Source organism: Desulfuromonas sp. KJ2020, assembly GCF_024197615.1.
GTDB lineage: Bacteria > Desulfobacterota > Desulfuromonadia > Desulfuromonadales > SZUA-540 > SZUA-540.
Genome location: NZ_JAKUKE010000003.1, coordinates 488,991 through 511,520, shown reverse-complemented (window position 1 = coordinate 511,520; position 22,530 = coordinate 488,991). Strand labels below are relative to the sequence as shown.

Annotated in this window: 25 protein-coding genes; 1 reads left to right on the top strand and 24 read right to left on the bottom strand. The window is 51.9% G+C overall.

Annotated features, from left to right (window positions below):
* Nucleotides 1-15: 15 nt before the first annotated feature.
* The 6 genes from rfbB to MJO47_RS10665 form a co-directional block, all read right to left on the bottom strand.
* Nucleotides 16-1,083, bottom strand: a complete 1,068-nt coding sequence (gene rfbB, locus MJO47_RS10690; RefSeq protein WP_253961114.1) for a dTDP-glucose 4,6-dehydratase — start codon at nucleotides 1,081-1,083, stop codon at nucleotides 16-18.
* A 54-nt stretch (nucleotides 1,084-1,137) separates the two neighbouring features.
* Nucleotides 1,138-1,701, bottom strand: a complete 564-nt coding sequence (gene gmhB / locus MJO47_RS10685) for a D-glycero-beta-D-manno-heptose 1,7-bisphosphate 7-phosphatase (RefSeq protein ID WP_253961113.1) — start codon at nucleotides 1,699-1,701, stop codon at nucleotides 1,138-1,140.
* Between the two features lie 47 nt (nucleotides 1,702-1,748).
* Nucleotides 1,749-2,162, bottom strand: a complete 414-nt coding sequence (locus tag MJO47_RS10680; RefSeq protein ID WP_253961112.1) for a GxxExxY protein — start codon at nucleotides 2,160-2,162, stop codon at nucleotides 1,749-1,751.
* A 4-nt stretch (nucleotides 2,163-2,166) separates the two neighbouring features.
* Nucleotides 2,167-3,636 carry a bifunctional D-glycero-beta-D-manno-heptose-7-phosphate kinase/D-glycero-beta-D-manno-heptose 1-phosphate adenylyltransferase HldE gene (gene hldE / locus MJO47_RS10675; protein ID WP_253961111.1) on the bottom strand — a complete coding sequence of 490 codons (1,470 nt, stop codon included), beginning with the start codon at nucleotides 3,634-3,636 and terminating at the stop codon, nucleotides 2,167-2,169.
* 6 nt (nucleotides 3,637-3,642) lie between these two features.
* Nucleotides 3,643-4,227: a D-sedoheptulose 7-phosphate isomerase gene (gene gmhA, locus MJO47_RS10670; protein ID WP_371926695.1), complete on the bottom strand. Its 585-nt coding sequence runs from the start codon at nucleotides 4,225-4,227 to the stop codon at nucleotides 3,643-3,645.
* Nucleotides 4,228-4,331: 104 nt separating this feature from the next.
* Nucleotides 4,332-5,063 carry a 3-deoxy-D-manno-octulosonic acid kinase gene (locus MJO47_RS10665; RefSeq protein ID WP_253961110.1) on the bottom strand — a complete coding sequence of 244 codons (732 nt, stop codon included), beginning with the start codon at nucleotides 5,061-5,063 and terminating at the stop codon, nucleotides 4,332-4,334.
* On the opposite strand from MJO47_RS10665, the gene MJO47_RS10660 reads away from it, so the two are divergent.
* On the top strand, nucleotides 5,057-6,112 hold the full coding sequence (locus tag MJO47_RS10660; protein WP_253961109.1) for a glycosyltransferase family 9 protein: 1,056 nt from the start codon (nucleotides 5,057-5,059) through the stop codon (nucleotides 6,110-6,112). The genes MJO47_RS10665 and MJO47_RS10660 overlap by 7 nt on opposite strands.
* 85 nt (nucleotides 6,113-6,197) lie before the next feature.
* On the opposite strand, the gene MJO47_RS10655 is transcribed toward MJO47_RS10660, so the two are convergent.
* From MJO47_RS10655 to lpxK, 18 genes are all read right to left on the bottom strand, one after another.
* A complete protein-coding gene (locus tag MJO47_RS10655) occupies nucleotides 6,198-7,283 on the bottom strand; it encodes a hypothetical protein (protein ID WP_253961108.1) in 1,086 nt (361 codons plus the stop codon).
* Nucleotides 7,284-7,301: 18 nt separating this feature from the next.
* Nucleotides 7,302-8,345, bottom strand: coding sequence for a pseudaminic acid synthase (gene pseI, locus MJO47_RS10650; protein WP_253961107.1), 1,044 nt, complete (start codon nucleotides 8,343-8,345; stop codon nucleotides 7,302-7,304).
* Nucleotides 8,346-8,392: 47 nt separating this feature from the next.
* On the bottom strand, nucleotides 8,393-9,406 hold the full coding sequence (locus MJO47_RS10645) for a 3-oxoacyl-ACP synthase III family protein (protein ID WP_253961106.1): 1,014 nt from the start codon (nucleotides 9,404-9,406) through the stop codon (nucleotides 8,393-8,395).
* 76 nt (nucleotides 9,407-9,482) lie between these two features.
* Nucleotides 9,483-10,556, bottom strand: coding sequence for a 3-oxoacyl-ACP synthase III family protein (locus MJO47_RS10640; protein WP_253961105.1), 1,074 nt, complete (start codon nucleotides 10,554-10,556; stop codon nucleotides 9,483-9,485).
* Nucleotides 10,557-10,574: 18 nt separating this feature from the next.
* A complete protein-coding gene (locus tag MJO47_RS10635; RefSeq protein WP_253961104.1) occupies nucleotides 10,575-10,808 on the bottom strand; it encodes an acyl carrier protein in 234 nt (77 codons plus the stop codon).
* A gap of 27 nt (nucleotides 10,809-10,835) precedes the next feature.
* Nucleotides 10,836-11,372: a GNAT family N-acetyltransferase gene (locus MJO47_RS10630; RefSeq protein WP_253961103.1), complete on the bottom strand. Its 537-nt coding sequence runs from the start codon at nucleotides 11,370-11,372 to the stop codon at nucleotides 10,836-10,838.
* A gap of 3 nt (nucleotides 11,373-11,375) precedes the next feature.
* Complete coding sequence (pseG, locus tag MJO47_RS10625; RefSeq protein ID WP_253961102.1) at nucleotides 11,376-12,455, bottom strand: UDP-2,4-diacetamido-2,4,6-trideoxy-beta-L-altropyranose hydrolase; 1,080 nt, start codon at nucleotides 12,453-12,455, stop codon at nucleotides 11,376-11,378.
* A 2-nt stretch (nucleotides 12,456-12,457) separates the two neighbouring features.
* Nucleotides 12,458-13,243: an SDR family NAD(P)-dependent oxidoreductase gene (locus tag MJO47_RS10620; RefSeq protein ID WP_253961101.1), complete on the bottom strand. Its 786-nt coding sequence runs from the start codon at nucleotides 13,241-13,243 to the stop codon at nucleotides 12,458-12,460.
* Nucleotides 13,240-14,148, bottom strand: a complete 909-nt coding sequence (locus MJO47_RS10615) for an aldo/keto reductase (protein WP_253961100.1) — start codon at nucleotides 14,146-14,148, stop codon at nucleotides 13,240-13,242. The genes MJO47_RS10620 and MJO47_RS10615 overlap by 4 nt, the downstream gene beginning before the upstream one ends.
* Nucleotides 14,135-14,794 (bottom strand): glycosyltransferase family protein, encoded by a 660-nt coding sequence (locus tag MJO47_RS10610; protein ID WP_253961099.1) that lies wholly within the window; start codon nucleotides 14,792-14,794, stop codon nucleotides 14,135-14,137. Before MJO47_RS10610 ends, MJO47_RS10615 begins: the two co-directional genes overlap by 14 nt.
* Nucleotides 14,794-15,960 (bottom strand): UDP-4-amino-4,6-dideoxy-N-acetyl-beta-L-altrosamine transaminase, encoded by a 1,167-nt coding sequence (gene pseC, locus MJO47_RS10605; RefSeq protein WP_253961098.1) that lies wholly within the window; start codon nucleotides 15,958-15,960, stop codon nucleotides 14,794-14,796. Before pseC ends, MJO47_RS10610 begins: the two co-directional genes overlap by 1 nt.
* Before the next feature lie 5 nt (nucleotides 15,961-15,965).
* Nucleotides 15,966-16,976, bottom strand: coding sequence for a UDP-N-acetylglucosamine 4,6-dehydratase (inverting) (gene pseB / locus MJO47_RS10600; protein WP_253961097.1), 1,011 nt, complete (start codon nucleotides 16,974-16,976; stop codon nucleotides 15,966-15,968).
* Between the two features lie 28 nt (nucleotides 16,977-17,004).
* Nucleotides 17,005-18,063: a CDP-glycerol glycerophosphotransferase family protein gene (locus tag MJO47_RS10595; protein WP_253961096.1), complete on the bottom strand. Its 1,059-nt coding sequence runs from the start codon at nucleotides 18,061-18,063 to the stop codon at nucleotides 17,005-17,007.
* Nucleotides 18,064-18,096: 33 nt separating this feature from the next.
* Nucleotides 18,097-19,200 carry a glycosyltransferase family 4 protein gene (locus tag MJO47_RS10590; RefSeq protein WP_253961095.1) on the bottom strand — a complete coding sequence of 368 codons (1,104 nt, stop codon included), beginning with the start codon at nucleotides 19,198-19,200 and terminating at the stop codon, nucleotides 18,097-18,099.
* 8 nt (nucleotides 19,201-19,208) lie between these two features.
* On the bottom strand, nucleotides 19,209-20,003 hold the full coding sequence (locus MJO47_RS10585) for a glycosyltransferase family 2 protein (RefSeq protein WP_253961094.1): 795 nt from the start codon (nucleotides 20,001-20,003) through the stop codon (nucleotides 19,209-19,211).
* The gene (locus tag MJO47_RS10580; protein WP_253961093.1) at nucleotides 20,000-21,094 is read right to left on the bottom strand and encodes an O-antigen ligase; all 1,095 of its coding nucleotides are present in this window, start codon (nucleotides 21,092-21,094) and stop codon (nucleotides 20,000-20,002) included. Before MJO47_RS10580 ends, MJO47_RS10585 begins: the two co-directional genes overlap by 4 nt.
* Before the next feature lie 185 nt (nucleotides 21,095-21,279).
* On the bottom strand, nucleotides 21,280-21,447 hold the full coding sequence (locus tag MJO47_RS10575) for a Trm112 family protein (RefSeq protein ID WP_305882433.1): 168 nt from the start codon (nucleotides 21,445-21,447) through the stop codon (nucleotides 21,280-21,282).
* Complete coding sequence (gene lpxK, locus MJO47_RS10570; RefSeq protein ID WP_253961092.1) at nucleotides 21,434-22,528, bottom strand: tetraacyldisaccharide 4'-kinase; 1,095 nt, start codon at nucleotides 22,526-22,528, stop codon at nucleotides 21,434-21,436. The genes MJO47_RS10575 and lpxK overlap by 14 nt, the downstream gene beginning before the upstream one ends.
* Nucleotides 22,529-22,530: the final 2 nt, after the last annotated feature.

Here is a 22,530-nt window from a genome sequence, read left to right as displayed (position 1 = left end):
GTGAAATACCTCTATCTAATGCCCAAGTCGTTCCAACCGATAGGCACCGTTAAGTACTCGTTGCCACCATGCCTCATTATCTAAATACCATTGCACCGTTTTACGCATGCCACTTTCGAATGTTTCTTGCGGCTTCCAGCCTAGCTCATTTTCAATCTTGCTGGCATCAATGGCATAGCGCCGATCATGTCCGGGGCGGTCTTTTACAAAGGTGATCAAATCCGTGTATTGACCTGATCGGGGGTTCAGTGCTTGCAGCATTTCGCAAAGGGTATGCACGACCTGGAGATTCTGTTTTTCATTGTGCCCACCGATATTATAGGTCTCACCAACCTTGCCTTCGGTCACCACTTTATAAAGAGCCCGTGCGTGGTCTTCAACATAAAGCCAATCGCGGATCTGATCCCCCTTACCATACACGGGCAGAGGCTTGCCCTGCAGAGCATTCAGAATGATATGAGGGATCAACTTTTCAGGAAAATGGTAAGGCCCGTAATTGTTGGAACAGTTTGTAATCAGAGTTGGCAGTCCATAGGTTCTGCGCCAGGCACGAACCAGATGGTCGGAACTGGCCTTGCTGGCCGAATAGGGTGAGCTGGGCGCATAGGAAGTGGATTCCGTAAACAACATGGCCTTGGCGTTGGGGTCTTCATCCGGGTGCGGCAGATCGCCATAGACCTCATCTGTGGAAATATGATGAAAGCGAAAAACCTGTTTGCGGGCTTCATCAAGACTCAGCCAATAGGACCGCGCCGCTTCAAGCAGGGTATAGGTGCCGACAATATTGGTCTCGATAAAAGCGGCTGGGCCATCGATGGAACGGTCGACATGACTTTCAGCCGCCAGGTGCATTACGGCGTCGGGCTGGTACTGGGCAAAGATTCGGTCCAGTTCGGCGCGGTGGCAAATGTCGCCCTGCTCAAAGGCATAGCGGTCGCTGCTGCTGACAGCGACCAGGGATTCCAGATTGCCCGCATAGGTCAGTTTATCGACGTTGACGACGGAGTCGTCCGTATTCTGAATAACATGACGGATAACCGCCGAGCCGATAAAGCCAGCCCCGCCGGTGACGAGCAGTTTCATTTATAAACTCCTGAGTATGGGTGATCTATTCGTTCACACTTCATACTTCACAGTTCACTGTCCATGCCCCAAGACATATTGAGCGGCAACCAACAGGTTTTCCGCCACCTCATCAGCCACTTTCCCGGCCCCTTTTTTCAACTCTTCTTCGCCATACCCCGTGCGCACCAGGATGGTATAGCAACCTGCGGCCCGACCTGCTTCGAGGTCGGCGTGTTTGTCGCCAATCATGATAGACGCGGTCAGGTCGATATTCCAGTCCGTTGCCGCCTGCAGCAGCATTCCCGGCTTACCCTTGCGGCAATTGCAGTCACCCTCCCCTGCCTTCGTACCGAAGTCGGGATGATGGGGGCAAAAATAGAAAGCATCGACACCGGTGCCGTAGCGGGCCAGCTCTTTTTGCAGATGGGCATGGAGCCGGTTAACGTCGTCCTCGGTAAAGTAGCCGCGGGCGATACCCGACTGATTGGTCACCACCACGATGAGAAACCCCGACTCCTTCAAACGTTTGATGGCCTCAATCGCCCCGGGGATAAATTCGAAGTCTTCAAGGCGGTGCAGATAATCCTTCTCGACATTGATGGTGCCGTCACGGTCGAGAAAAACGGCTCTTACCATAAAAACAATTCCTTTTCACCACCAAGACGCCAAGGCACCAAGAAAAGCTAAAGAGCCAATCGGGTAATGCCATGTTTTATCAAAGGGGTGTTGAAATTTATGAGAAAACCCAGTCTATGGCTGGAAAGCTTGAGGTAGGTAAGCAATTGAGAAACATGCACTGGAAGAATTTTTTCTACAGCTTTCAGCTCTATGACTATCTGATCTTCAACTACTATATCCAGCCTGAAACCCGCATCGAGCCTGATTCCATCATACACGACGGGAAGAGAGACCTGCCTTTGTACAACTAGTTTTCTTTTCAGCAGTTCATGAGCAAGGCAGGCTTCATAGACATTTCCAAGAAGACCCGGCCCCAATTTGGAGTGAATAGAAAAAGCGGCATCAACAATTGATGCAGCGATTTTATCTGTCTTTTCTGGAATTAATTTACTTGGTGTCTTCGTGGCTTGGTGGTTCAATGATTTAGTCCTGATAAGCCTGCAAAATTTTTTCAACAATATTGGTCGTGGACTTGCCGTCAACGAAGGTAATGAGTTCGACGCGGCCGCCATAGCTTTCAACGACATCCTTGCCGACGACCTGGTCGGCCTGGTAGTCGCCCCCTTTGACAAGGATATGGGGACGGACTTCGCGGATGAGTTCGAGGGGCGTGTCTTCATCGAAGATAACGACGTAGTCGATACAGTCGAGGGCGGCGAGGATATGGGCGCGTTCGTCCTGATCGATGAGGGGACGCTTGGGACCCTTGAGGCGGCGGATGGAGGCGTCGGAGTTAAGGCCCAAGACCAGCAGATCCCCCAGGCGTCTGGCTTTCTGCAGGTACTTGACGTGCCCGACATGGAGCAGGTCGAAACAGCCGTTGGTGAAGACGATGGCGCGACCCTTCTGGCGCTCGCTTTCGAGCAGACGCTTGACGGAGGCGGCGCTGCGGATCTTGAGATCGCTATCCTTGTGCTGGTGGGACAGTTCTTCAAGAATCTCTTCGGGCGAGACAGTGGATGTGCCAACCTTGCCGACGACGATGCCGGCCGCCAGATTCGACAGACGGGCGGCCTGGTTGACGGACACCCCGGCGGCCAGGCAGGCACCAAGAGAAGCGAGAACGGTGTCACCGGCCCCGGAGACATCGAAGACCTCGCGGGCCAGAGTGGGAAAGTGCTCTTCCTGACCGTTTGGAAGAAAGAGAGTCATCCCCTCTTCGCTGCGGGTCACTACCAGGGCCTCCAGTTCCAGCTCGTCGAAAAGCTGCCGACCCGCCCGGCGCAGGCTCGACTCGTCGACCATAGGAATCCCCGAGGCCAGCTGGGTTTCTTTGCGATTGGGGGTCAGCAAAGTGGCGCCGCGGTACTTGCGGTAATCGGTGCCCTTAGGATCGATGACCACGGGAAGAGCGGCCGCTAGGCCGAGGGCGATGATTTCCTGAACGACCTTCTCCGTGAGGACGCCTTTGAGATAGTCGGACAGCAGAATCCCCTGCACGTCGGGCAGCATCTGTCGGACTTTCGCCAGCAGACGTTCCTCGTCGGCGGCAGAGATGGGGGTACAGACCTCGCGATCGATGCGCAGCATCTGCTGGTTGCTGGCGAGGATACGGCTTTTGCGGCTGGTGGTCCGGCCCGAGTCCCAGACCAGACCATCGACCTCGATGCGGCGTGCCTGCAGCAGTTCCTGCAGCCTGCGACCATCGGCATCCTCTCCGAGAACACTGGCGACGCGAACCCGGCAGCCGAGGGACAACAGATTGTTGGCCACGTTGCCAGCCCCGCCCAGGCGCAGGTCTTCCCCTGTGATGTTCACTATGGGAACCGGCGCTTCCGGTGAAATGCGGTCGGATCTGCCCCAGAGATACTCGTCGAGCATCAGGTCGCCGACCACCAGGATGGATAAATTTTCAAAGGATTCCAGCAGCTTTTCGACTTCGCCGTAGTTCATGCCGTTCTATGCGCTTTCCGTAGGGGTGCAAAGCGCCTCCTCGACCAGGTCACAAAGGATGTGAATGATGGTCAGGTGGGCTTCCTGAATAAAGGGGGTGTGAGCAGCGGGAACAACCAGGGCCAGATCCACCGCCTGGGCCATGGGACCGCCGTCTTTGCCGGCCAGAGCCATCGTCGTACAACCATGCTCCCGCGCGAGAGTAAGAGCTTTTAGAACATTGGACGACTGACCGCTGGTGGAAATGCCGAGGACGACATCACCCTGCATGGCGAGCGCTTCGACCTGCCGGCTGAACACCTCGTCAAAGCCAAAATCGTTGCCGACAGCGGTCAGGATTGAGGTGTCAGTGGTCAGCGCGACAGCCGGCAGGGCCTTGCGGTTGCGCAGAAAACGCCCGACGAATTCTGCCGCCATGTGCTGGGCGTCGGCGGCGGAACCGCCGTTTCCCATGACCAGCAGCTTATTGCCCCGGCGCATGGCGTCGATAAGAGTCAGGGCGCAGCGCCGGATATCGGGGACCATCTGCTGCACCACCTTTTCCATGGTGCGCATATGGCCGCTCAGGTGTTCGTTGATTTTGGTCGAGATAAGATCTTCAGGCATGCAGCGGTCTCATGGGTCAAGGTTCAATTAACGGGCAAAAGACGCTTAACTATAGCGATTTCCAAGGGAAATAACAAGAATATCCTCTTTCAAGAAGAGGTATCCGCGTATCCCTGCAGGAGCAGCCGCCAATCTTTGTCATTGAATTGGAACTCGGAGTGACAGACCTGGATTTTTTTAAGAGAACGCTGCAGGCGAGCCAGGTTGCGCTGCTGCCATGAACCGGATGCGCGGAAGCAACCCCGGTCGAAATCGATGAGGAAGACCTGTCCTTGTCCATCAAAGATGATATTGTTGGCGTTGAGATCGGCGTGGAAGACACCGGCGTCGTGAAATTTCCGGATACAGCGGCCGACGGCCAGCCAGACGGCTTCCGGTTGCGGGCCATTTTTGAGCCGGTCGGCCAGGGTGCGGGCTTGGGCGATGCGTTCGGTGATCAGGTCCGCCCGGTAGACGCCCAGGCCGGTGACAACCCGCGCCGCCACCGGGCGGGGCACCGGGAGACCCTGGGCGTAGAGCGCCGCCAGCAGACGCCACTCCCGCCAGGCGCGGGAATGTTCCGGGTTCACTCCCAAATAATGGTCGTGAAAGAGTTTGGCGACCAGACCGCCGCGACGGTAATGCCGCAGCACCCAATCCTGCCCTTGAAAGCGAAGAAAATAGGCTTCGCCCCGGCCGAGAGCTTTGCCAACCAGAAAGCCGCCCGCGGCAAGCTTTTCGGGACTGAAAATGTCGTCGGAAGGCTTTGCAATCCGCACGGCATCGTATAGAATGTGCCGATTTCCACTTCTGACGATGCGAGGATCCAGTTCAGATGTCATTATCCCTGCCATTATCGGCTCCCCCGAAGAGCCTCTGTATTTTACGTTTGTCCGCCCTGGGCGATGTCACCCATGTGCTGCCGACCCTGCGAACCCTGCAGCAGCACTGGCCACAATGTCACATAACCTGGGTTATTGGCAAGACCGAAGCGAGCCTGGTCAACGACATCCCCGGCGTCGAATTTATCATTTTTGACAAGTCCCAAGGCCTGAAGGCCTACCGGGAGTTGCACAAAAAACTTAAAAACAGGCGCTTCGACGTGCTGTTGCACATGCAGGCCGCCTTGCGGGCCAGCCTGGCCAGCCTGTTGATCAGCGCCGACATCCGCCTGGGCTTCGACCGCGCCCGCGCCACCAACGGACAGTGGCTCTTTACCAACGCCCGCATTGCCCCCCTGAAACGCCAGCATGTTCTGGACGGTTTTCTGGAATTTGCCAAGGCGCTCGGGTTGGAGCCCGGCACCTTATGCTGGGATATCCCCATCCCCCCGGAAGCCAGAGAGTCCGCCGACAGGATGCTACCTGACGAACCTTTTCTGGTCATCAATCCCTGCTCCAGCGTGCGTGCCCGCAACTGGCGCAACTGGAGCGTGGAGTCCTACGCCGCTGTTATCAATCACGCCTTTGAGACCCATGGTCTACACACTGTGCTGACGGGAGGGCCGGCCGTCAACGAAAAAGCCTATGCCGAGGCTATCGTCACTGCCTGCCGTCACACCCCCGTCAATCTGGTGGGCCGCACCACTCTCAAACAGATGCTCGCCGTGCTCGATAAAGCCGCAGTCGTCATCGCCCCCGACACCGGCCCGGCCCACATGGCCAACGCCCTGGGGAAGAAAGTCATCGGCCTCTACGCCACCTCGAACCCCGAGCGCACCGGCCCCTATTGTCACCGCGAACTGACGGTGAACAGATATCCTGAGGCAATTAAAGCGGAATATGGCAAAGGCGTGGAAGAGCTGCGCTGGGGCAAGCGGGTCAGGAATCCGGAGGCGATGATGCGTATAAGCAAAGAAGAGGTTCAACACAGATTGGACGAAGCAATCTAGGGAAGATCAGCGGTACCAACTGATATCATTATAGTATCTATCCAGCCATACTCTGCATATAAGAAAAATTATAGTCTCAGGCATCTTAAGAATTCAATTTAATAACCTTGAAATACTCATCCGACAAAGATTCATAGCGATCAAATAGTGTCTGAATTCCATGCCCTCGGGGGGTCCCATTTAAAAGAAATTTTTCAGGTGCAAACCGGAATGAATATATGGGCAAAAGCGAACCGAAAATCGCTTTACAGTTTTCCAAAGCCGAAGAAATGAAAGATGCCAGCGCTTCGGGTCTCTGGCCAACTACCGCCAACTGAAACTCTATCGGATAGTCAAAAAGACGGGGTTCCCACCCTAACGAGCGGCCAATGCGATTGACACGCTCGGCAGACTCCCTCCGGTGGGCCACATAAACAATCTTACTTCCGGAGAAATACTCCTCAACCTTTCTGAGATGCCAAAAATATTCATATTCACTCAGAATCTTCGCTTCGACTAAGGGTCCTCCAAGAAAATAGATGCCATTATCAGGCGTCTTTGCCTCTGCTCGGCTGCGAAGATAATCGTAAGAATTTTTTACCAACCGATCATGTTCAGGAACATGAACATCGTAAACGGAATAAAAAGTCAGTCGCTGCGGAAAGCCATCCTTTAAGCCCAGTACATGTCTCTTTAAAAAAAGACCAGCCTGTTTTTTAAGGCGTCTTCTGTCTGTCCCCCATTTAGCGGCATTTCTCCACTGTACAAACTGAAGAGTTGCGACACCATCATCCAAGACAACGAGTTCTCTCGCTTCCGCGATCTGAGAAAAATGCCTCATCATCGGGTTTCCCAAGTCACCAATAAAAACAAAATCCAATTGGCCGAGGCACTGCGCGAGGTTGCGCAACTTAATGATTCCAAAAAGATCATTCCCCCAAAGAGGATGACGTATAAAAGAGTTGCCTTGCTCCTCAGCCAATGCAGGGTTTATGCCGGCGTTCGCCAATGGTAGAATGCCGCCCCAGTCGGGGGTTTGATTGATGAGAGAACAAAGCTGCGGAAGACTTTTGCGGTCAGCCATTAGAACAAGCAAGCAATCACAGAGAGGCATCTTAAACGTGGAACAGGCCTCTATCGCATTCATCAATTGAAGGGGGGACTTAACAAGCGCAACAGCACGGAAATTCAAAGGACACCCAGAAATAATTTAGGCTAAAAGATCCCAGGAAACAGGGGTTCCCCGCTTGATGTCACGGGCCGCCCTACGTCCCACAACATTGTCAAAGTATTTAGGGGGGAGGCCGAGTCCGGGGCGAATAGCTCTAACAACCTCTTCCGTCAGGACCTCTCCAGATCTCACATCGGCGGTAAAATACAAAGATCGTCGGTAGTCCACAGATTTTTTTTCCTGCTCGGTAGGTCCGTATGAGACTTCTCCCAAAGCCTTCCACGCTCTCTCGGATTCCACAACCAGAGCTTTCATTTCAGCGGGTTCAAGGGAGAAGGCTGCATCGACACCCCCTTCAGCCCGGCTTAAGGTGAAATGCTTTTCTATCACACTGGCACCTAGAGCAACACTGGCGACAGCGACACCCAGTCCCATGGTATGATCAGACAACCCCACTTCACATCTGAACATTTGGCGCATATGGGGGATCGTTGTGATGTTCGTGTTCTCAGGCGAAGATGGATAACTGCTGGTGCACTTCAGTAGAATAAGATCCCTGCACCCGACTTCTCTGGCAGCAGAAACCGCTTCATCCAACTCAGCCAGTGTAGCCATACCTGTTGACATAATAATCGGCTTCCCCGTGGCCGCGACCTTGCGGATCAAAGGCAAATCGATATTCTCAAAGGAGGCAATTTTATAAGCTGGCGCATCCAGCGATTGAAGAAAATCCAGCGATGTCGCATCAAAGGGAGTACTGAAACAGATCATACCAAGGTCGCGACAACGATTAAAAATTGGCCCATGCCATTCCCAGGGAGTATGGGCCTCCTGATACAAATCATAGAGAGACCTCCCGTTCCATAAGCCATTGGGATCAGCAAGAAAAAACTCCCCTTCAGAAATATCGAGGGTCATAGTGTCCGCAGTATATGTTTGAAGCTTAAGAGCATGAGCTCCAGCCGCTGCTGCAGCCTCGACAATCTGGAGAGCTCTATCCAGAGACTGATTATGGTTCCCCGACATTTCAGCAATAATAAATGGGGCCGTTCCCTGCCCTATCTCTCTGTCCCCTATATACATAGTGTTTGCCTTTAAGTGATCTCTTTTGAAAAATCTATTTCTTTCTATCACCATTCGATAATGGTGGCGCCCCACGAGTAACCAACACCGAAACCAACTAGCATCACGCGCATACCCTCTTTCAGCTGTCCCCTCTTCTGGGCCTCGTGCAAAGCAATAGGAATAGTCGATGAAACCGTATTTCCAAACTCCTCATAGGCAAGTACAAATTTTTCCTCAGAAATTTTCAGCTTTTTCCTCAAACTCTCCAACATGAAGCGGTTAGCCTGGTGGAAAACAAACAGATCAACCTGGTCCAGGTCAATTTGACATTTTTTAAGCAGGGCATTCACCATCCTGGGAACTGAAAGAAGAGTGAAAGTGAAGATTTCAGGACCATTCATGTAAAGGTTGTCTTTGGAGCGTAAGTTTCCATGGCTGTCTTCTTCCACCTTAGCGGTATCGACATTTTTGGGTAGCCTCAACCCACCGCTATGGACGATAAGATTCTTTGCTCCACGTCCGTCAGTTCCGTAAACAAATGGACCCACTGTCTCTTTTTTTGAATCAACGGCAGTTATGAGGGTAGCCGTTCCAGCATCACCAAAAAGCGTCCTGACGCTTTTATCACCAGGATGAATAAACTTGCTGTAGGTCTCAGCAGCAATCAGCAAAACCTGCCTTGCCTGGCCTGTCTCAATCAAACCCTTGGCTAAACCAAGACCATAAATAAAACCCGAACACCCCTGATTAAAATCAATGGCACCCGCTGAAGTCGGCAAGCCAAGACGATCCTGAATGACACATGCCGTGGTCGGCAGAAAATAATCGGGGCTTTGGGTGCAGAAAATAAGGTAATCGATGCTATCAGGCGAACAGGTTCCTTCGGCAAACAACTTCTTCGCTGCTTCAACCCCCAAGTCGGAAGCACATTGTTTATCACCCGCTATATGACGCTTCGCAATGCCCGTCTTCTCCTCAATTTTTTCGACAGACCAATCGGGATACTCCCGAGCCAAATCTTCACTGGTCAACACTTGGGAAGGAAGAGCATATTCAATAGCGGATATTTTTGCTTTCATTTGTTGTCTCCACAACTTGCCCTATGGACAATCCCTTTAGGCACTCTTTTGAATTCACCAGGGTTAACATAATGGTTCATTTGAGTTGGTCGGAAGGCACCGTAACGAGATCCGGAATGATCATAGGGCCGCAGGGCAAAATAGCCCCAGCCCAAGAGAGGCCCACTCCGAAGCCAGCCAAGGCAAGATCCAGGGTTTCATTTCTAAGCCGCTCTCGCAGATGTGTTACCATGGCCAGCGGGATAGAGGCCGAGCTGGTATTTCCATAGTCTTGCATAGCCAAAACAACTTTATCTGCCGGGAGTTTCATCCGCTTGGATAAATGTTCCAGCATAAACTTATTGGCTTGGTGAAACACATAGGCATCCACATCCTCAGGCGTTTTCCCAGACAAGGCAAACAGAGTCTTCATGAGGGCAGGCACAGTCCTCAGCGTGAAGGCAAAAACCTCAGCCCCATTCATGTACAGATCTGCCTCAGAACGCCAGTTGCCCCCCTCATGTTCGGTACGCTGGCGACATTCGTCTGCCATTGGAAGCCGGCTTCCACCAGCAGCTACCTTGAGATGATGAGCCCCGCTGCCGTCTGTACCCAGAACAAAGTGGCTAGAAGTGACTTGCGAGCTTTTTTCCAGAACAGTGGCGGTACCTGCATCCCCAAACAATAAGGCAACCGAACGATCCTGCGGAGAGCAGAGTCGGTAACTCGTATCGCCCACTAGGAGAAGAACCTTTCGTGCAGCACCACTAGCAATAAGGCTGGAGGCTAGCCAAAGGCCATAGACATAACCAGAGCAACCCAGGTTAACGTCAAAAGACGCACAGCTTTTTGGCAAACCGAGTCTTTCCTGAAGGATACAACTGGTAGCAGGCAACGGGTAGTCAGATGTTTGAGAAATAAATACCAGGGTGTCGACTTCTTCCTTCAGAGCACTGTTTTCTTGAAAAAGTCTCTTAGCGGCAGCCTCACAGAGATCACTTGTACAGAGATTTTTACTGTAATGACGTTGCCTCACCCCAGTGCTAGCCGCGACTTTTTCGACTTCATCACGACCAAAAAGTACCGCATCATCATCCAAGTTCCTCAATTGCTCTGGAACTGCAGCAGCAACCGCCGCAATACGAACGCCCTGAAAAGCAGATTCACTCATGATTCAATATCCCAACGACTAATCTTCGAGTTTATCGGCTACCAATGCCAAAAGGTCAGCAACAGTTTCGGCTTTTGAAATGGCTTCAGGACTAAGAGTAACCTCAAGGTGTTCGTCCATCAGGGCAATGAAGGTAACAACTCCCAAAGAGTCCCACATATCAAAGTCTTCAAGCTTTTCATCACCTTCGACGGTTCCAGGTTCAAGATTCAAAACATCATCCAACTGTTCATAAAAACCCGCTTTGTTCATGACACCTCCATAAATAAGGGATAAGGGTTAATTGTTTTTCAGAAAAACTCTTTTAATCTTTTCGGCAGCCTGTTGATAATCAATAGAGCACAATTGCATTTCTAAAAATTGACCATCATTGTTATTTTTAATTTCTTCGTAACCTAATGCCTTATTAAAGCGCATAGCTCTTTTATTTGAAATTAAAACGGTCGTTTTAATTTTTATATCCGGATAATTTTCAAAAATAAAATCCCAAAAACAAAAAGCTACCATAAAAGGGATATGGGAGTTTTGATAATTAGTATTGGCAAAGTAAACACCGGGATTATATAATTTTTCTTTTACATCGACCAACTTCAGGCCTATGAATCCAATATCTAGGCCCTCGTAATTTATAATAAAATTAACATCTCCTCTTAACCTGGTTGTTTCAAACCATTTATTTTGCATTTCAGGAGTTATATGATCCTGGGTCACCATGAAGCGGCTTATTTCTGGGTCGTTCCGCCATGTGCGCAGTGTCTCAAGGTCACCCTCGGTGACTTCACGAAGAGTAACGCCATAATTCGTGATCACTAGCATATTTTATTCACTCATTATTTTTGCAACAACCTCATTTGTCTTGTCAGCGACAGGTGGAAAGTTGAACGAAATCTCTCCACGACGCACCGACTGAAGTGCAGCGATGAGTACCTTATCAGAGATCTCGTCCTCTTTTCCAAGATAGTATAATGCTCGATGCTGATGAACCACTTCCAAACCATGCACTTGGTTGAAGGCGGTCGCTATTGCGATGGCAGGAAGTTCGAGAAACAAACGTTCCCACCCAACCGTTCCTCCTGCACCAATAGCCAGATCCGCTTTTACCATCAACTCTGCCATATTATCAATCTGACAGTGAAAATGGCAACCGGGTAACGACCTGCACATAGACCTGACCTCCTCACAGTGGGGATTAGTCTGGCCAACGACAACGTCAACACAGATTTCCGGGATCTCCAGTGAATAAAGCGGCGGCAATACACGCGAGGTAAGATTTCCTGGATCCATCCCCCCAAAGAACACCAAGACCCTTTGGAATTGTGCAGGGCGAGCCCTAACTTTTGATTTAATTCGCCGAAATTCATCTCTCAACAGGACGTAGCGAGGACCCAGAAACTTCAATGTATCATCAGGAAGCAGGTTCTGGTATCGGTTCTCCTGATCTAAAAATAAATTCTGGTCGAGCAGAAGATCACAATCATGAGGGCGGTCTGCCAAGTCATCAATAACCATGATCCCACCGACAACGTCTCGAAAACACCTTTCCCACTCGGCGTCTAAAGCATAATGATCCGCGATCAGCCAATCTAAAGGACAATAATCATGTAGCGCTGCAAGGGTCTCCTGAGCATCCGTTTCACGGGTGGTTTGGAGCCATCGAGCATGGCGATTCCAGGCAAAAGAGTCGACATCATCACGTCTCGGCAGCCTCAAGACCTTGAACCCCCGTTTTTCGATTAATCCGCAAAGATTTCCTGCATGCTCACGGCAGACAAAAACGATAGCAGCCCCTTGCCTGCTAAGTGTATCAGCAAGAGTCAGGCAGCGCATGACATGTCCACTGCCTATCTGAATTGACGCATCAACCCGAATGGCAACTCTTTTAGATAGAGAAGAATTCATGACTACCAGGCGGTCCAACCGCCATCAACAACAAGATTGTGTCCATTGACATAGGATGCCGCATTCGACGCGAGAAACACAACAGCACCCATTATTTCATCAGGATGTCCCAGCCGACCCAAGGGAACATTACCCTCAAGCCTTTCCTTAAAAAGGGCGTTTTCCTGAACTGATGGTGTTGGGAATGGGCCGGGGCTGACAGCATTGACACGAATGCCCCGTGGACCAAGATAAACAGCGGCATATCGGGTTACTTGCAACAATGCCGCTTTGGCGGCCCCGTAGTTGATGGCGCTTCCAAAAGGCGTGTCCGCATAATTTTGCGGCTTAGGTGCCACCATCCCGTACATGGAGCTCACGTTGATAATGTTCCCTTTGGATTTTTCAAGGTGCTCCAGACAAGCCTGCATCAAAAAGAAAGGGCTGGAAACGCCTCCTTCGAGACCATGTCTCCACTCCTCAGGAGAAATCGAGTCCATATCATTGAATTTGACAAAGCAGGCATTATTGACAAGACAATCCAAACGGCCAAGATTTTTAACGACACTTTCGATTGCTTTCGAGATGGAGGCGTATTCCGAAAGATCAAGTTGAAATCCTTCTGCTTTTATTGAATATTTCTCCGTGAGAAAAGCGGCATGATTCACTGCTTTCTCAAGTTTCGTGGAACATATTGCCAGGGTAGCCCCGCATTCAGCAAGACCCTCACTCATAGCCTTGCCCAAATGTCCCGTAGCGCCGGTGATAAGAACCACCTTGCCGGAAAGATCGAAAAGTGATGAATTCATATTCTTTTCCAAAGTGAAGGATTCAAGACGTGGATTGGGACGTTTGCGAACACTGTATTGATGACTTGCAAAACACCCTCATCCAAACCGGGAGCCTCCAAAAGCTTCAGGTTCGCATGGATTTGCTCTACCGACTCCATACCAACCACAAGACTGTCGACACCGTACTTGTCACGCATATAAACAAAAGCAAGTTCAGCCAAAGGTCGCCCAAGGTCATGCGCAAGATCACGGAATTGACATAAGGGTTTTTCGGCATCAGGAAGCCATCCAAGTATTTTTTCCAGGGGCAACAACAGCAGTCCCTGCAAATAAATACTGCGGGCATAGACCATCATGGACCGACTAAGGGCAGCTGTAAAGAAATCGACTTTGTCAAATCGGCGATCCAGAATATTGCAGGGGAGTTGAATCGAATCCATACCAAGGTCAAGTGCTTTCAAGGCTGCCTCTGGTGTATAGACAGATACCCCGATCCGCCGCACTAAACCTTCTTGTCTGCAGCAACGTAACGCCTCAACCAAGGCCTCACCATGAAGGATAAAATCTTCTTCAGAGTGAATGAGATAGTCCTCAACTGCTGCCACTTCGAGGGTTTTAAGCGAAGATTCGAGTGCCGCCCTTACGCGAGGGGCTAGTTGATCCGTTTTCGCAGGAGAAGAGAAACCAAGCTGCGGCAGCTTGGTTACGAGTTTGATATTCCTCCCGCTTTGTTTTAAAAAGCGGCCGATGAGTTGCTCGCTATCCCCATAGGCTGGAGAAGTATCAATCTTTTCGATGCCTAAATGATAAACCTCATCTAAAAATTCAAAAACTTCATCATCGCCCATCTTCCCACGGTGGTTGGCAATACCATAAGCCATTCCCAACTGGGCAGCACCCAATGTTAAATCAGTCTTTGGCATCGACGACCTCACGAAAGGTCACATCGACCCCAAAACGCACGAATAAACTCTTCGCTCGCTCCATATCTTCAGGGGTATCGACAGTCAATCGGAGATGAGAAAGATCCTCGGGACATCTCATTTCAGCAAGCTTGAATAAACTTGGATTTCGATAAAAATAGGGGGTGACATGTTCACGGTCATAGGGATCAAAGGCCTCTCTATCAGCCTCAAATAAAGCCTCCGCGGAAAAGACCTCTATACCGACCCCAAGAGGATAACCTGGTGTCGAAAGATAATCGAATTCCCCCGATCTGAACTTCATAATAGCCAGGTCGGCAAGTTTGCAGTCAAAGAAGGGATTGTCAGCGGTAATCCGAATTATAATTTCTGCGTTTACTAACTTTGCGGCTCCAACAAAACGGGAGAGAACATCCTTCTCGCTTCCTCTGAAAAGAACAATCCCTTCAATGCCTTTCACGAATTCTTCAATCTGGTCGTCACAGCGATTCAGGGAAGTAGCGACAACAATCCTGCTAATTTTTCCAACGCATCGAACTCGATCGATAAGCAATTTCAGAAGAGGTTGATTCAGGATTGGCATCAGGACCTTTCCCGGTAAACGGACCGACCCCATGCGGGCCTGAATGATGGCAACCGTTTTCATCAAACTGGTTCCTTTACGATATCAAGAACAGCATGAATCACGTAATCCACATCATCTTTTGTCATGGATGCAAACAAAGGCAAGGTCACGATGCCAGCATAATACTTATCTGCAACAGGGCAATCGCCAAGCGCTGTCCCATAATTGACCTGATAGAAGGGTTGCCAGGTAACAGGAATATAGTGAACATTTACACCCAGTCCCTTTGCCCGAAGCTGATCAAAGACTTCTCTACGATCAAATCCTTTGAACCCCAGCATGTAAAGATGCCAGGAAGAATGGCTACCGGGGCGTTCAAAAGGTATTATCAGGCTACTATGTATTCTGAAAGCTTTGCTATAGGTCTGTGCAATTTCCCTGCGCCTTTCCACAAAAATATCAAGCCTCTTCAGCTGGGATAAACCCAAGGCACATTGCATGTCGGTGATACGATAGTTATAGCCGAGGGTTTGCTGCTCATAGTACCAAGCCCCCTCGTCCCTCTGAAGCTTTGCTGAATCTTTCGTTATTCCGTGCGTTCGAAGAAGAAGAAGTTTCTCATAAAGCTCCGGGCTATTTGTGGTAATCGCTCCCCCCTCCCCTGTAGTCATATGCTTGACGGGATGAAAAGAGAAAATAGTCATGTCGCTATGTGCGCAAGAGCCTACTTTGTACACATGACCATCGACTTCATAACAGGCCCCTATCGCATGCGCTGCATCCTCAATAATGACGAGGTCTTTTTCACGGCCAATGCTATAAATCGCTTCCATATCACAGGGTTGACCAGCAAAATGAACCGGTATGATACCACGGGTTGCTGATGTCAGTTTGTTACGGACTTGCGCAGGGTTGACACAATAGGTGCGAGGGTCAATGTCGGCAAATACCGGCTTTGCCCCTGTATAGGCAATACAATTAGCCGACGCTACGAAAGTAATCGGTGAGGTAATCACCTCATCTTCCGGACCAAAACCCGCGGCCAATGCAGCCAGATGAAGGGCCGCAGTGCCGTTAGATACCGCCACAGCGTAACGTGCACCACAATACGACGCGATGGCCTTCTCGAAGTTTTCCACAGCTGGCCCTTGAGTCAACCAGTCCGAACGTAAGACCTGGACAACAGCCTCAATATCATCCTCGCTGATATCCTGGCGGCCATAAGGGATTAAACGCTTCTGGTTCATTTTCGCTAAACCTCAAAACTCGGATCGACATGCTGGCGGATCAGTTCGCGCAACTGCCCAACGTCCAACCAGTCTGTGTTTGTCCCGCTATTATAGGCAAAACCGGCCAAGCAACGCTTTCCATCGAATGACTTGATAAAGGCATCGACATCCCAAAGCCGCATGGCAGGAAGAATAACAAAATAATCTTTGAACTCGATGGTATTAATCGCATCTGTCTCAGTAACCATCTCTTCATGCAGCTTTTCGCCCGGGCGGATACCAACGATTTCCTGGCGGCAGTTTGGGCCGATCGCTTCAGCCACATCGGTAATACGGTAGCTGGGAATCTTAGGCACGAATATCTCGCCGCCCCACATGATCTCAAGGGCCTTAAGAACCAGCGCAACACCTTCTTCAAGTGAGATATTGAACCGGGTCATGGCGGTATCGGTAATCGGCAAAACCCCATCACTGCGCTTGTTCAGGAAAAATGGGATCACGCTTCCCCGGCTCCCCATGACATTGCCATAGCGTACCACGGAAAGCTTCAAATCCCTCTTGCCCTTCATGTTGTTGGCGGCTACAAAAAGCTTGTCAGAGCAGAGTTTGGTGGCACCGTAGAGGTTGATGGGAGCAGCAGCCTTGTCGGTGCTCAGGGCGACAACCCGCTTCACCTGGCTCGAGAGACAGGCCTCTATCACATTCTGTGCCCCCATGACGTTGGTCTTTATACACTCAAAGGGATTGTACTCGGCGGCAGGAACCTGCTTAAGAGCTGCAGCATGAACAACAATGTCGATTCCTTCCATCGCGCGCTGCAAACGATCACGATCCCGGACATCGCCAATAAAATAACGAATTTGGGGATATTTATCGGGGGGAAATTCTTGGGACATTTCGAATTGCTTGAGCTCGTCCCTTGAAAAAACCACGATGCGCTCTATCTCCGGGTAGCGGGTCAGGATGGTTTCGGTAAATTTTTTACCAAAAGACCCGGTTCCGCCGGTAACCAAAATGGATTTGCCATTAAGCATGACGATCTCCTCGCAAAGTAAAAGTCTGTCAAAATAGACGGTAATATCCCAATTTTCTGCGCATTTTCCATTTGCGCAGCAGGTTGAGGGGTTTCGATTTCAACCCTGCTCTGCCGCGGGCAAGATACTGGTCGACCGCCGCCAAAACACGCTGGCTCGACCGCCCATCGTTCCAAGGATGCAGCGACTGAGTAAATTCCCGCGTCGCTTTCATAAGCTCTTCTGGTCGCTGGAGTGCCTTTTTCAGCGCCGCTTCCACCTTTTCGCACGCGTGTACATCGATCTGCTGGTGGCCTGGACACTTGGCCCGGAAAGTAACCAAGGGTTTGTCGAGCATCTGAAATTCAATGGCAATGGAGGACGTATCGCAGAGCATGACATCCGCCGCACGTAGCAGCGGCATGATATCCTGGTGACTTTCAAAGAAGCGCAGGTTTTTACCGGCAAGCCCCCGATAGCGGGCTACCAGCTCCGGGTCTGTTTTCGGATGAAGCGTCACCAGCCAGAAAAAATCCCCCTGCTGGGAAAGCTGGCGGATTGTCTCATACAGATAAGGTGCTGAAGTCAGCGAGGGACTGAAGGTGGAGCCGTAGAGCACCACCGGCTGTTTGACATCGATACCGACTTGGGTGCGCAGATCGGCGTCTTGCGTTTCGGAGAATAAGGGATCGAGCTTGGGCCAACCGGTCTGGGCGACGCGAAAATGTTTATATTTTTCGGCCAATTGCTGAAAACGGCAGGTTTCTTCATCCCCCCGCGTGCAGTACAGGTCGAAAAAGCCACGAATACGGTAGTGTCCCTTTTTGCCGGTATCGTCTGTGGCGAGGCCATGGAAGACCTGCACCTTGATGCCGGGAAAAAAGTCAGGTACAACGTTGCCGGGCACAAATACCGCCTGCGGGTCGAACGTTTTGACCTCTTCCACGCTTTGCAGGTGGCGCTCGTGCGCCTGCAGATGCTCAGCCCCTGGTCCATCAAAGAACCAGGCCACCTCATCCCCACGCTCTATAATGGCATTCTGCAGGGGCCGTAGAATGGCCAAGGCGTAGAGTTGGGAGCCGTACATCAGGTAGCGTTTTTTGGTCATGACCATTTCATATCCAATCGGCGAGGACTAAAGTCACTGTTCAGACCGAGCTGCCTGGCCCGCAAGCAGTGATTGAAAGAACGCAAGATAGTGCTCCGCCGTGCGTTGACAGGAGAGATCGCTTCCTATCTTTTCCCGGCATCGTCTGGACATATCCTTGAGCAATTCCGGTTTCTCGTAAAGCTCACGGACTTTAGCCGCTATGGACTCCGGGTCATGCGTCGGCACAACAAAGCCGGTCACGCCATTTTCGACCACCTCTTTGCCGCCCCCCGTCGTGGTGATGATTGGCGGCGTGCCACATCCCATGGACTCCATGACGGCCCGCGGCAGCCCTTCCCCGCTGATGGATGGCTGCACGAGTACGTCACTGGCGGTGATCAGAGCTGGCACATCCTGACGATATCCCGTCACATGGATGCGATCCACCATGCGACTCCGGGAAATAAGGTCACGGTAACCCTCCATATTTTTACCCACCAGCAGCACGTGCAGATTGGCGATGTCAGCCAATTGATCGGCTGCCTGCAGCAGGACGGGAACCCCCTTGCTGGGGCGGGCATTTACGGCGCAGATGACGACAAAATCCCGTGAGGTGATCCCGAACTCTGCCAGATCGGCGGACGGCACATCGTACCAGGCGAGGTTGTGTCCCTTGTGGATCGCCACCACCTTGTCTCTGTTTTTCCAGACCCGCCGCCGCATATCTTCCCGCACCGCCTCGGAAACACAGACGATACCGTCCACGCGAGGATGCAGGTGGGTCAGATAGGCCGAAGGATCATGGCGGTAAAGCCCACCCGTTGTACCACGATAGGTGACGACCTTGACATCTGACCCGATGGCGGCAAAAGCGCCATTGGGAATTGATTTGGAATTGGTAGCATAAAGGATGTCGTACCTTGTACGCTTCAGCTCCTCCCGCACGGTTTGGATGGCCCTCCAGGAAATCTTTTTGCGGGGCTGGCAATCGACAACCCGGATGCCATGAGACTGGTATATACGGCCGTATTCAGAGTCCTTGCCGGTGAGAATGGTGACCTGATGCCCCATTTTGGCAAAATGAATAAACATCTCGGCCTCAGGACGGATGCTGTTCAGAGAACTTCTGGAGTCCGTAAAAACAAGGATATTCATGCAACCCGTCATCTGTCCTGAGTTTTGCCCTGCAGTCGATCCTGACGCTGCAGCGTCCAGAGCCCCGCATATTTGTTGAATGCTACCTGACTGTACATCACCGCCATCAAAAAACCAACTGACCCGTCAAGAAAGCCCCCACGCAGAATGTAGACCTGCAGAAAAACGAGGATGCCCCTCGCGGTGGCACCGACCAGCCCTCCACCCTTTTTCCCAGATTCATGACGTTGTCTGGCGCCCAGCCAGGCGTAATGGGCATTTTTGTAAAGCGTCTCCCCGAAATGCCGGTGAGTGAAATGGAGGAGTCGCCCCTTCATGGTGCCGACCTTACCGGGTGGCAACAACACCGTTTCATGGACCTGGGCATCGGTGAAGCGCGCCCCTTCGCGCCGAAACAGGCGCAAAGGGGCGCGGGCGCTGCGACCATGGTCCAGGCGCTTGCCGAAGATGGTGACGGCCCAGGGCAGACAGTAAGCCACTTCTCGCCGATCCCCATCGAGCATTGCCGCTATTTCCTGCTGGAGTTCAGGCGTGAGTACCTCGTCAGCATCGATGGCCAGAACCCAGTCGCCCGTGGCTTTTTCGAGCGCGCGCTGTTTTTGCGGCCCATAGCCGGGCCAGTCAGTGACCCAGACCTGGTCTGTATAACGGCGGGCGACGTCAACGGTGTGATCCGTGCTTCCGCTGTCAAGAACGATAATCTCATCCGCCAACTCCTGGACAGAATCAAGACAGCTGCCAAGACGGTCTTCTTCATTTTTGGTGATGACCGTGACCGAAAGGGACTGGCGGCGCTTTGTCATGCAGGCTCCTTCATTGGTTCAGAATCAAAAACGTTGTTTGACATATCAGGGCCTGCATACATGCCGGATGAAAAAACGAGCAGGCATACCACATACGAGGTGAGCAGAGGAGAACGCGCTGTCCAGGCCTCACTCAGTCCAAAAACGGCAAAACTGAGCAAACAGCCCAACCCCGCTGCCATGGGGAAGGTCACTGCGCTCATTTTACCTGCTTGAATTTTCCGAAAATACACCGCAGAGGGGACAACGAACAGTCCCCCCACCAGAGCCAGCAGACCAACCAGGCCGGTGGTCGCCAGCAGCTCGAAATAGATGCTGTGGGCATGGGGCCATACTGTATTCAGCCGTGTTTCGCCCGCATCGATTATTTGGTCGATATCGTGGGAATAGTCGCCAAGCCCCGTTCCCATAAGCGGATGTTCCTTCCAGATATCAATAGCGAGGTCCCATAAGAGAAAACGTGAACCAAGAGAGGTGTTTACCTTGTCTCCTGAGCGATAGTTGACGATATCTTCATAGGCGTGGGTTATCCTCTCCCTGACTGGATTGTGACTGACCATTACGCCTGCTGCCGTAACGAAAAAAACGGCCAGAACGAGGACACGGACCCGGTGGGCCAGAGATGAACGGAAAAACCAGAGATACAGCGCCACCAAAATTGGCAACGCCAGCCAACCACCGCGCGACCCCGAGAGACCGGAAGCGATGAGAGCGCTACCCAGGGATAGCAGTGTTAAAACCCAGAGCATGCGGGAGCGGGGAGAAAAACAGAGCGAAGCGCCAAGCACCCCGGCAATCAATACGGCCTGGTCACCGAACACAATAGGGTGATAGGCCCCAGCACTGCGGGGAGCTGTTTCAATGACGGCCTGGTAAAGAGAAACGGCCAACATCCAGGGTCCGGCCCAAAGACATCCCCAGAAAAAAGGGCGCACCAGACTGACATTCAACTGCCGGAGTGTAAGATAAATGGGAATGAGGGCCAACAATCGTGCCACCTTTTCGAGGCGACTGAAACCGTTCTTCAGATCTTCCGCATTCGCAAGACTCAGGGCGCAGACAGCGAAAAAAGTCAGCATTCCCAAAAGCATGGCCTTTTCCCAAAAACCCAGATCTCTCCAACCTCCCTTGCAGCCAGCAAATCCAACCAGAAGCAGGAGAACAAAAAGAAGGGAACCGGCGTGATCAACGGTCGCCACGAGTCCGGGGAAAAGAAAAACGGACCCTGCCGCCGTCCAGGTCAGCCATCTTCCTGAGAACGGCTTTGCGATGACCATCAGAGAGGTTCAGCCTCATCCATCAGCATCACCGGGATGTCATCCCGGAGGGGAAAAGCCAGACGGCAAGGCTCACAGACCAGACGACTTTGGGTTTCTTCATAGCGCACCTCCCCCTTGCATTGCGGGCAGGCGAGAAGTTCCAGCAGTTCTTTATTCAGGGTCATGATCTCTCCCGGGGATGAGTTGGTGGAGTTTTTGGAAGAAGCCTTCCTCATCAAAAAGTTGCACCGCCAACGGAACCTGATAGCAAGGAACGGAAAAATCAGTCCGGCCCAACTTCACGGCGTCCTTTTCGGTGGTGATTAGATAATCCGCGCCTTCGGCGAGACTTCTTAACCGTTTCAGCAACTGGTTATCATAAACCACATGATCGGACAGGGCAAGGTTTTCGGCGAGTCGCAGCCCCTTGGCGCCGAGCGCCTCAAAAAAGGATGCCGGATCGGCAATGCCGGCAAAGACCACGCCTTTTTTTGTCTCCAGACTCGTCAGCGGAACGACTTCGCCGGCTAGACTGATTGCCTCAGAGGCGAGCACGTGCCGGCTGTAAAAAAAGGGTTTTTCAGCACAAAGGCGGGATGGTTGAGGACGACTTGTACCTTCTGGACAGCGGGTAAAAACCAGCAGGTTGGCTCTTTTCAAAGCAGGAGGGAACTCCCGCAGCAGACCGGCCGGTAAAACCTGGCCGTTGCCCAGGGGGTTGTTGCCGTCAAGAAGCAGGATATCCACATCGCGCTGCACGGCGAGATGCTGAAAACCGTCATCAAGAATGATCAGTTCAGCCTGGTAGCGTTCTACGGCGGTGCGGATGCCATCAGCCCTTTTGCGCGCGACAAGAATCAGCGCTTGCGGGTTTCGCCGGGCCAGCAGAAAGGGTTCGTCTCCACACAGGTCGGCGGCCAGTTGCGGCCCTTCGCCGGCACTCACTACCCCTACCCCTTCCCTCAGCGAACCGCCATACCCCCGACTGACGACAGCCACCCGCAAACCCTGGGCGAGAAAGTGCTTGAGAAGAGCATCGACCACCGGTGTCTTGCCGGTACCGCCGGCGGTAATGTTACCCACCGACAAAACCGGTACCGAAGCGCGAAAAGACGGGAGAATGCCCCACCGGTATAGGGCGGCCCGAAAAAGCACCACCAGGCCATAGAGCCAGCCGAGGGGAATAAGCACACCAAGCAGAAGACGGTCAAGAAACCCCTCAGGCCCCTGCAACACCAGGTGTCTATGCCAGAACACGATTTTCACGT

Coding starts and splice junctions, on each gene's coding strand:
- rfbB (WP_253961114.1), bottom strand. CDS start 1,083: ATGAAACTGCTCGTCACCGGCGGGGCTGGCTTTATCGGCTCGGCGGTT.
- gmhB (WP_253961113.1), bottom strand. CDS start 1,701: ATGGTAAGAGCCGTTTTTCTCGACCGTGACGGCACCATCAATGTCGAG.
- hldE (WP_253961111.1), bottom strand. CDS start 3,636: ATGAACTACGGCGAAGTCGAAAAGCTGCTGGAATCCTTTGAAAATTTA.
- MJO47_RS10660 (WP_253961109.1), top strand. CDS start 5,057: ATGTCATTATCCCTGCCATTATCGGCTCCCCCGAAGAGCCTCTGTATT.
- MJO47_RS10665 (WP_253961110.1), bottom strand. CDS start 5,063: ATGACATCTGAACTGGATCCTCGCATCGTCAGAAGTGGAAATCGGCAC.
- pseI (WP_253961107.1), bottom strand. CDS start 8,345: ATGTATATAGGGGACAGAGAGATAGGGCAGGGAACGGCCCCATTTATT.
- MJO47_RS10645 (WP_253961106.1), bottom strand. CDS start 9,406: ATGAAAGCAAAAATATCCGCTATTGAATATGCTCTTCCTTCCCAAGTG.
- MJO47_RS10640 (WP_253961105.1), bottom strand. CDS start 10,556: ATGAGTGAATCTGCTTTTCAGGGCGTTCGTATTGCGGCGGTTGCTGCT.
- MJO47_RS10635 (WP_253961104.1), bottom strand. CDS start 10,808: ATGAACAAAGCGGGTTTTTATGAACAGTTGGATGATGTTTTGAATCTT.
- MJO47_RS10630 (WP_253961103.1), bottom strand. CDS start 11,372: ATGCTAGTGATCACGAATTATGGCGTTACTCTTCGTGAAGTCACCGAG.
- pseG (WP_253961102.1), bottom strand. CDS start 12,455: ATGAATTCTTCTCTATCTAAAAGAGTTGCCATTCGGGTTGATGCGTCA.
- MJO47_RS10620 (WP_253961101.1), bottom strand. CDS start 13,243: ATGAATTCATCACTTTTCGATCTTTCCGGCAAGGTGGTTCTTATCACC.
- MJO47_RS10615 (WP_253961100.1), bottom strand. CDS start 14,148: ATGCCAAAGACTGATTTAACATTGGGTGCTGCCCAGTTGGGAATGGCT.
- MJO47_RS10610 (WP_253961099.1), bottom strand. CDS start 14,794: ATGAAAACGGTTGCCATCATTCAGGCCCGCATGGGGTCGGTCCGTTTA.
- pseC (WP_253961098.1), bottom strand. CDS start 15,960: ATGAACCAGAAGCGTTTAATCCCTTATGGCCGCCAGGATATCAGCGAG.
- pseB (WP_253961097.1), bottom strand. CDS start 16,976: ATGCTTAATGGCAAATCCATTTTGGTTACCGGCGGAACCGGGTCTTTT.
- MJO47_RS10595 (WP_253961096.1), bottom strand. CDS start 18,063: ATGACCAAAAAACGCTACCTGATGTACGGCTCCCAACTCTACGCCTTG.
- MJO47_RS10590 (WP_253961095.1), bottom strand. CDS start 19,200: ATGAATATCCTTGTTTTTACGGACTCCAGAAGTTCTCTGAACAGCATC.
- MJO47_RS10585 (WP_253961094.1), bottom strand. CDS start 20,003: ATGACAAAGCGCCGCCAGTCCCTTTCGGTCACGGTCATCACCAAAAAT.
- MJO47_RS10580 (WP_253961093.1), bottom strand. CDS start 21,094: ATGCTTTTGGGAATGCTGACTTTTTTCGCTGTCTGCGCCCTGAGTCTT.
- MJO47_RS10575 (WP_305882433.1), bottom strand. CDS start 21,447: ATGACCCTGAATAAAGAACTGCTGGAACTTCTCGCCTGCCCGCAATGC.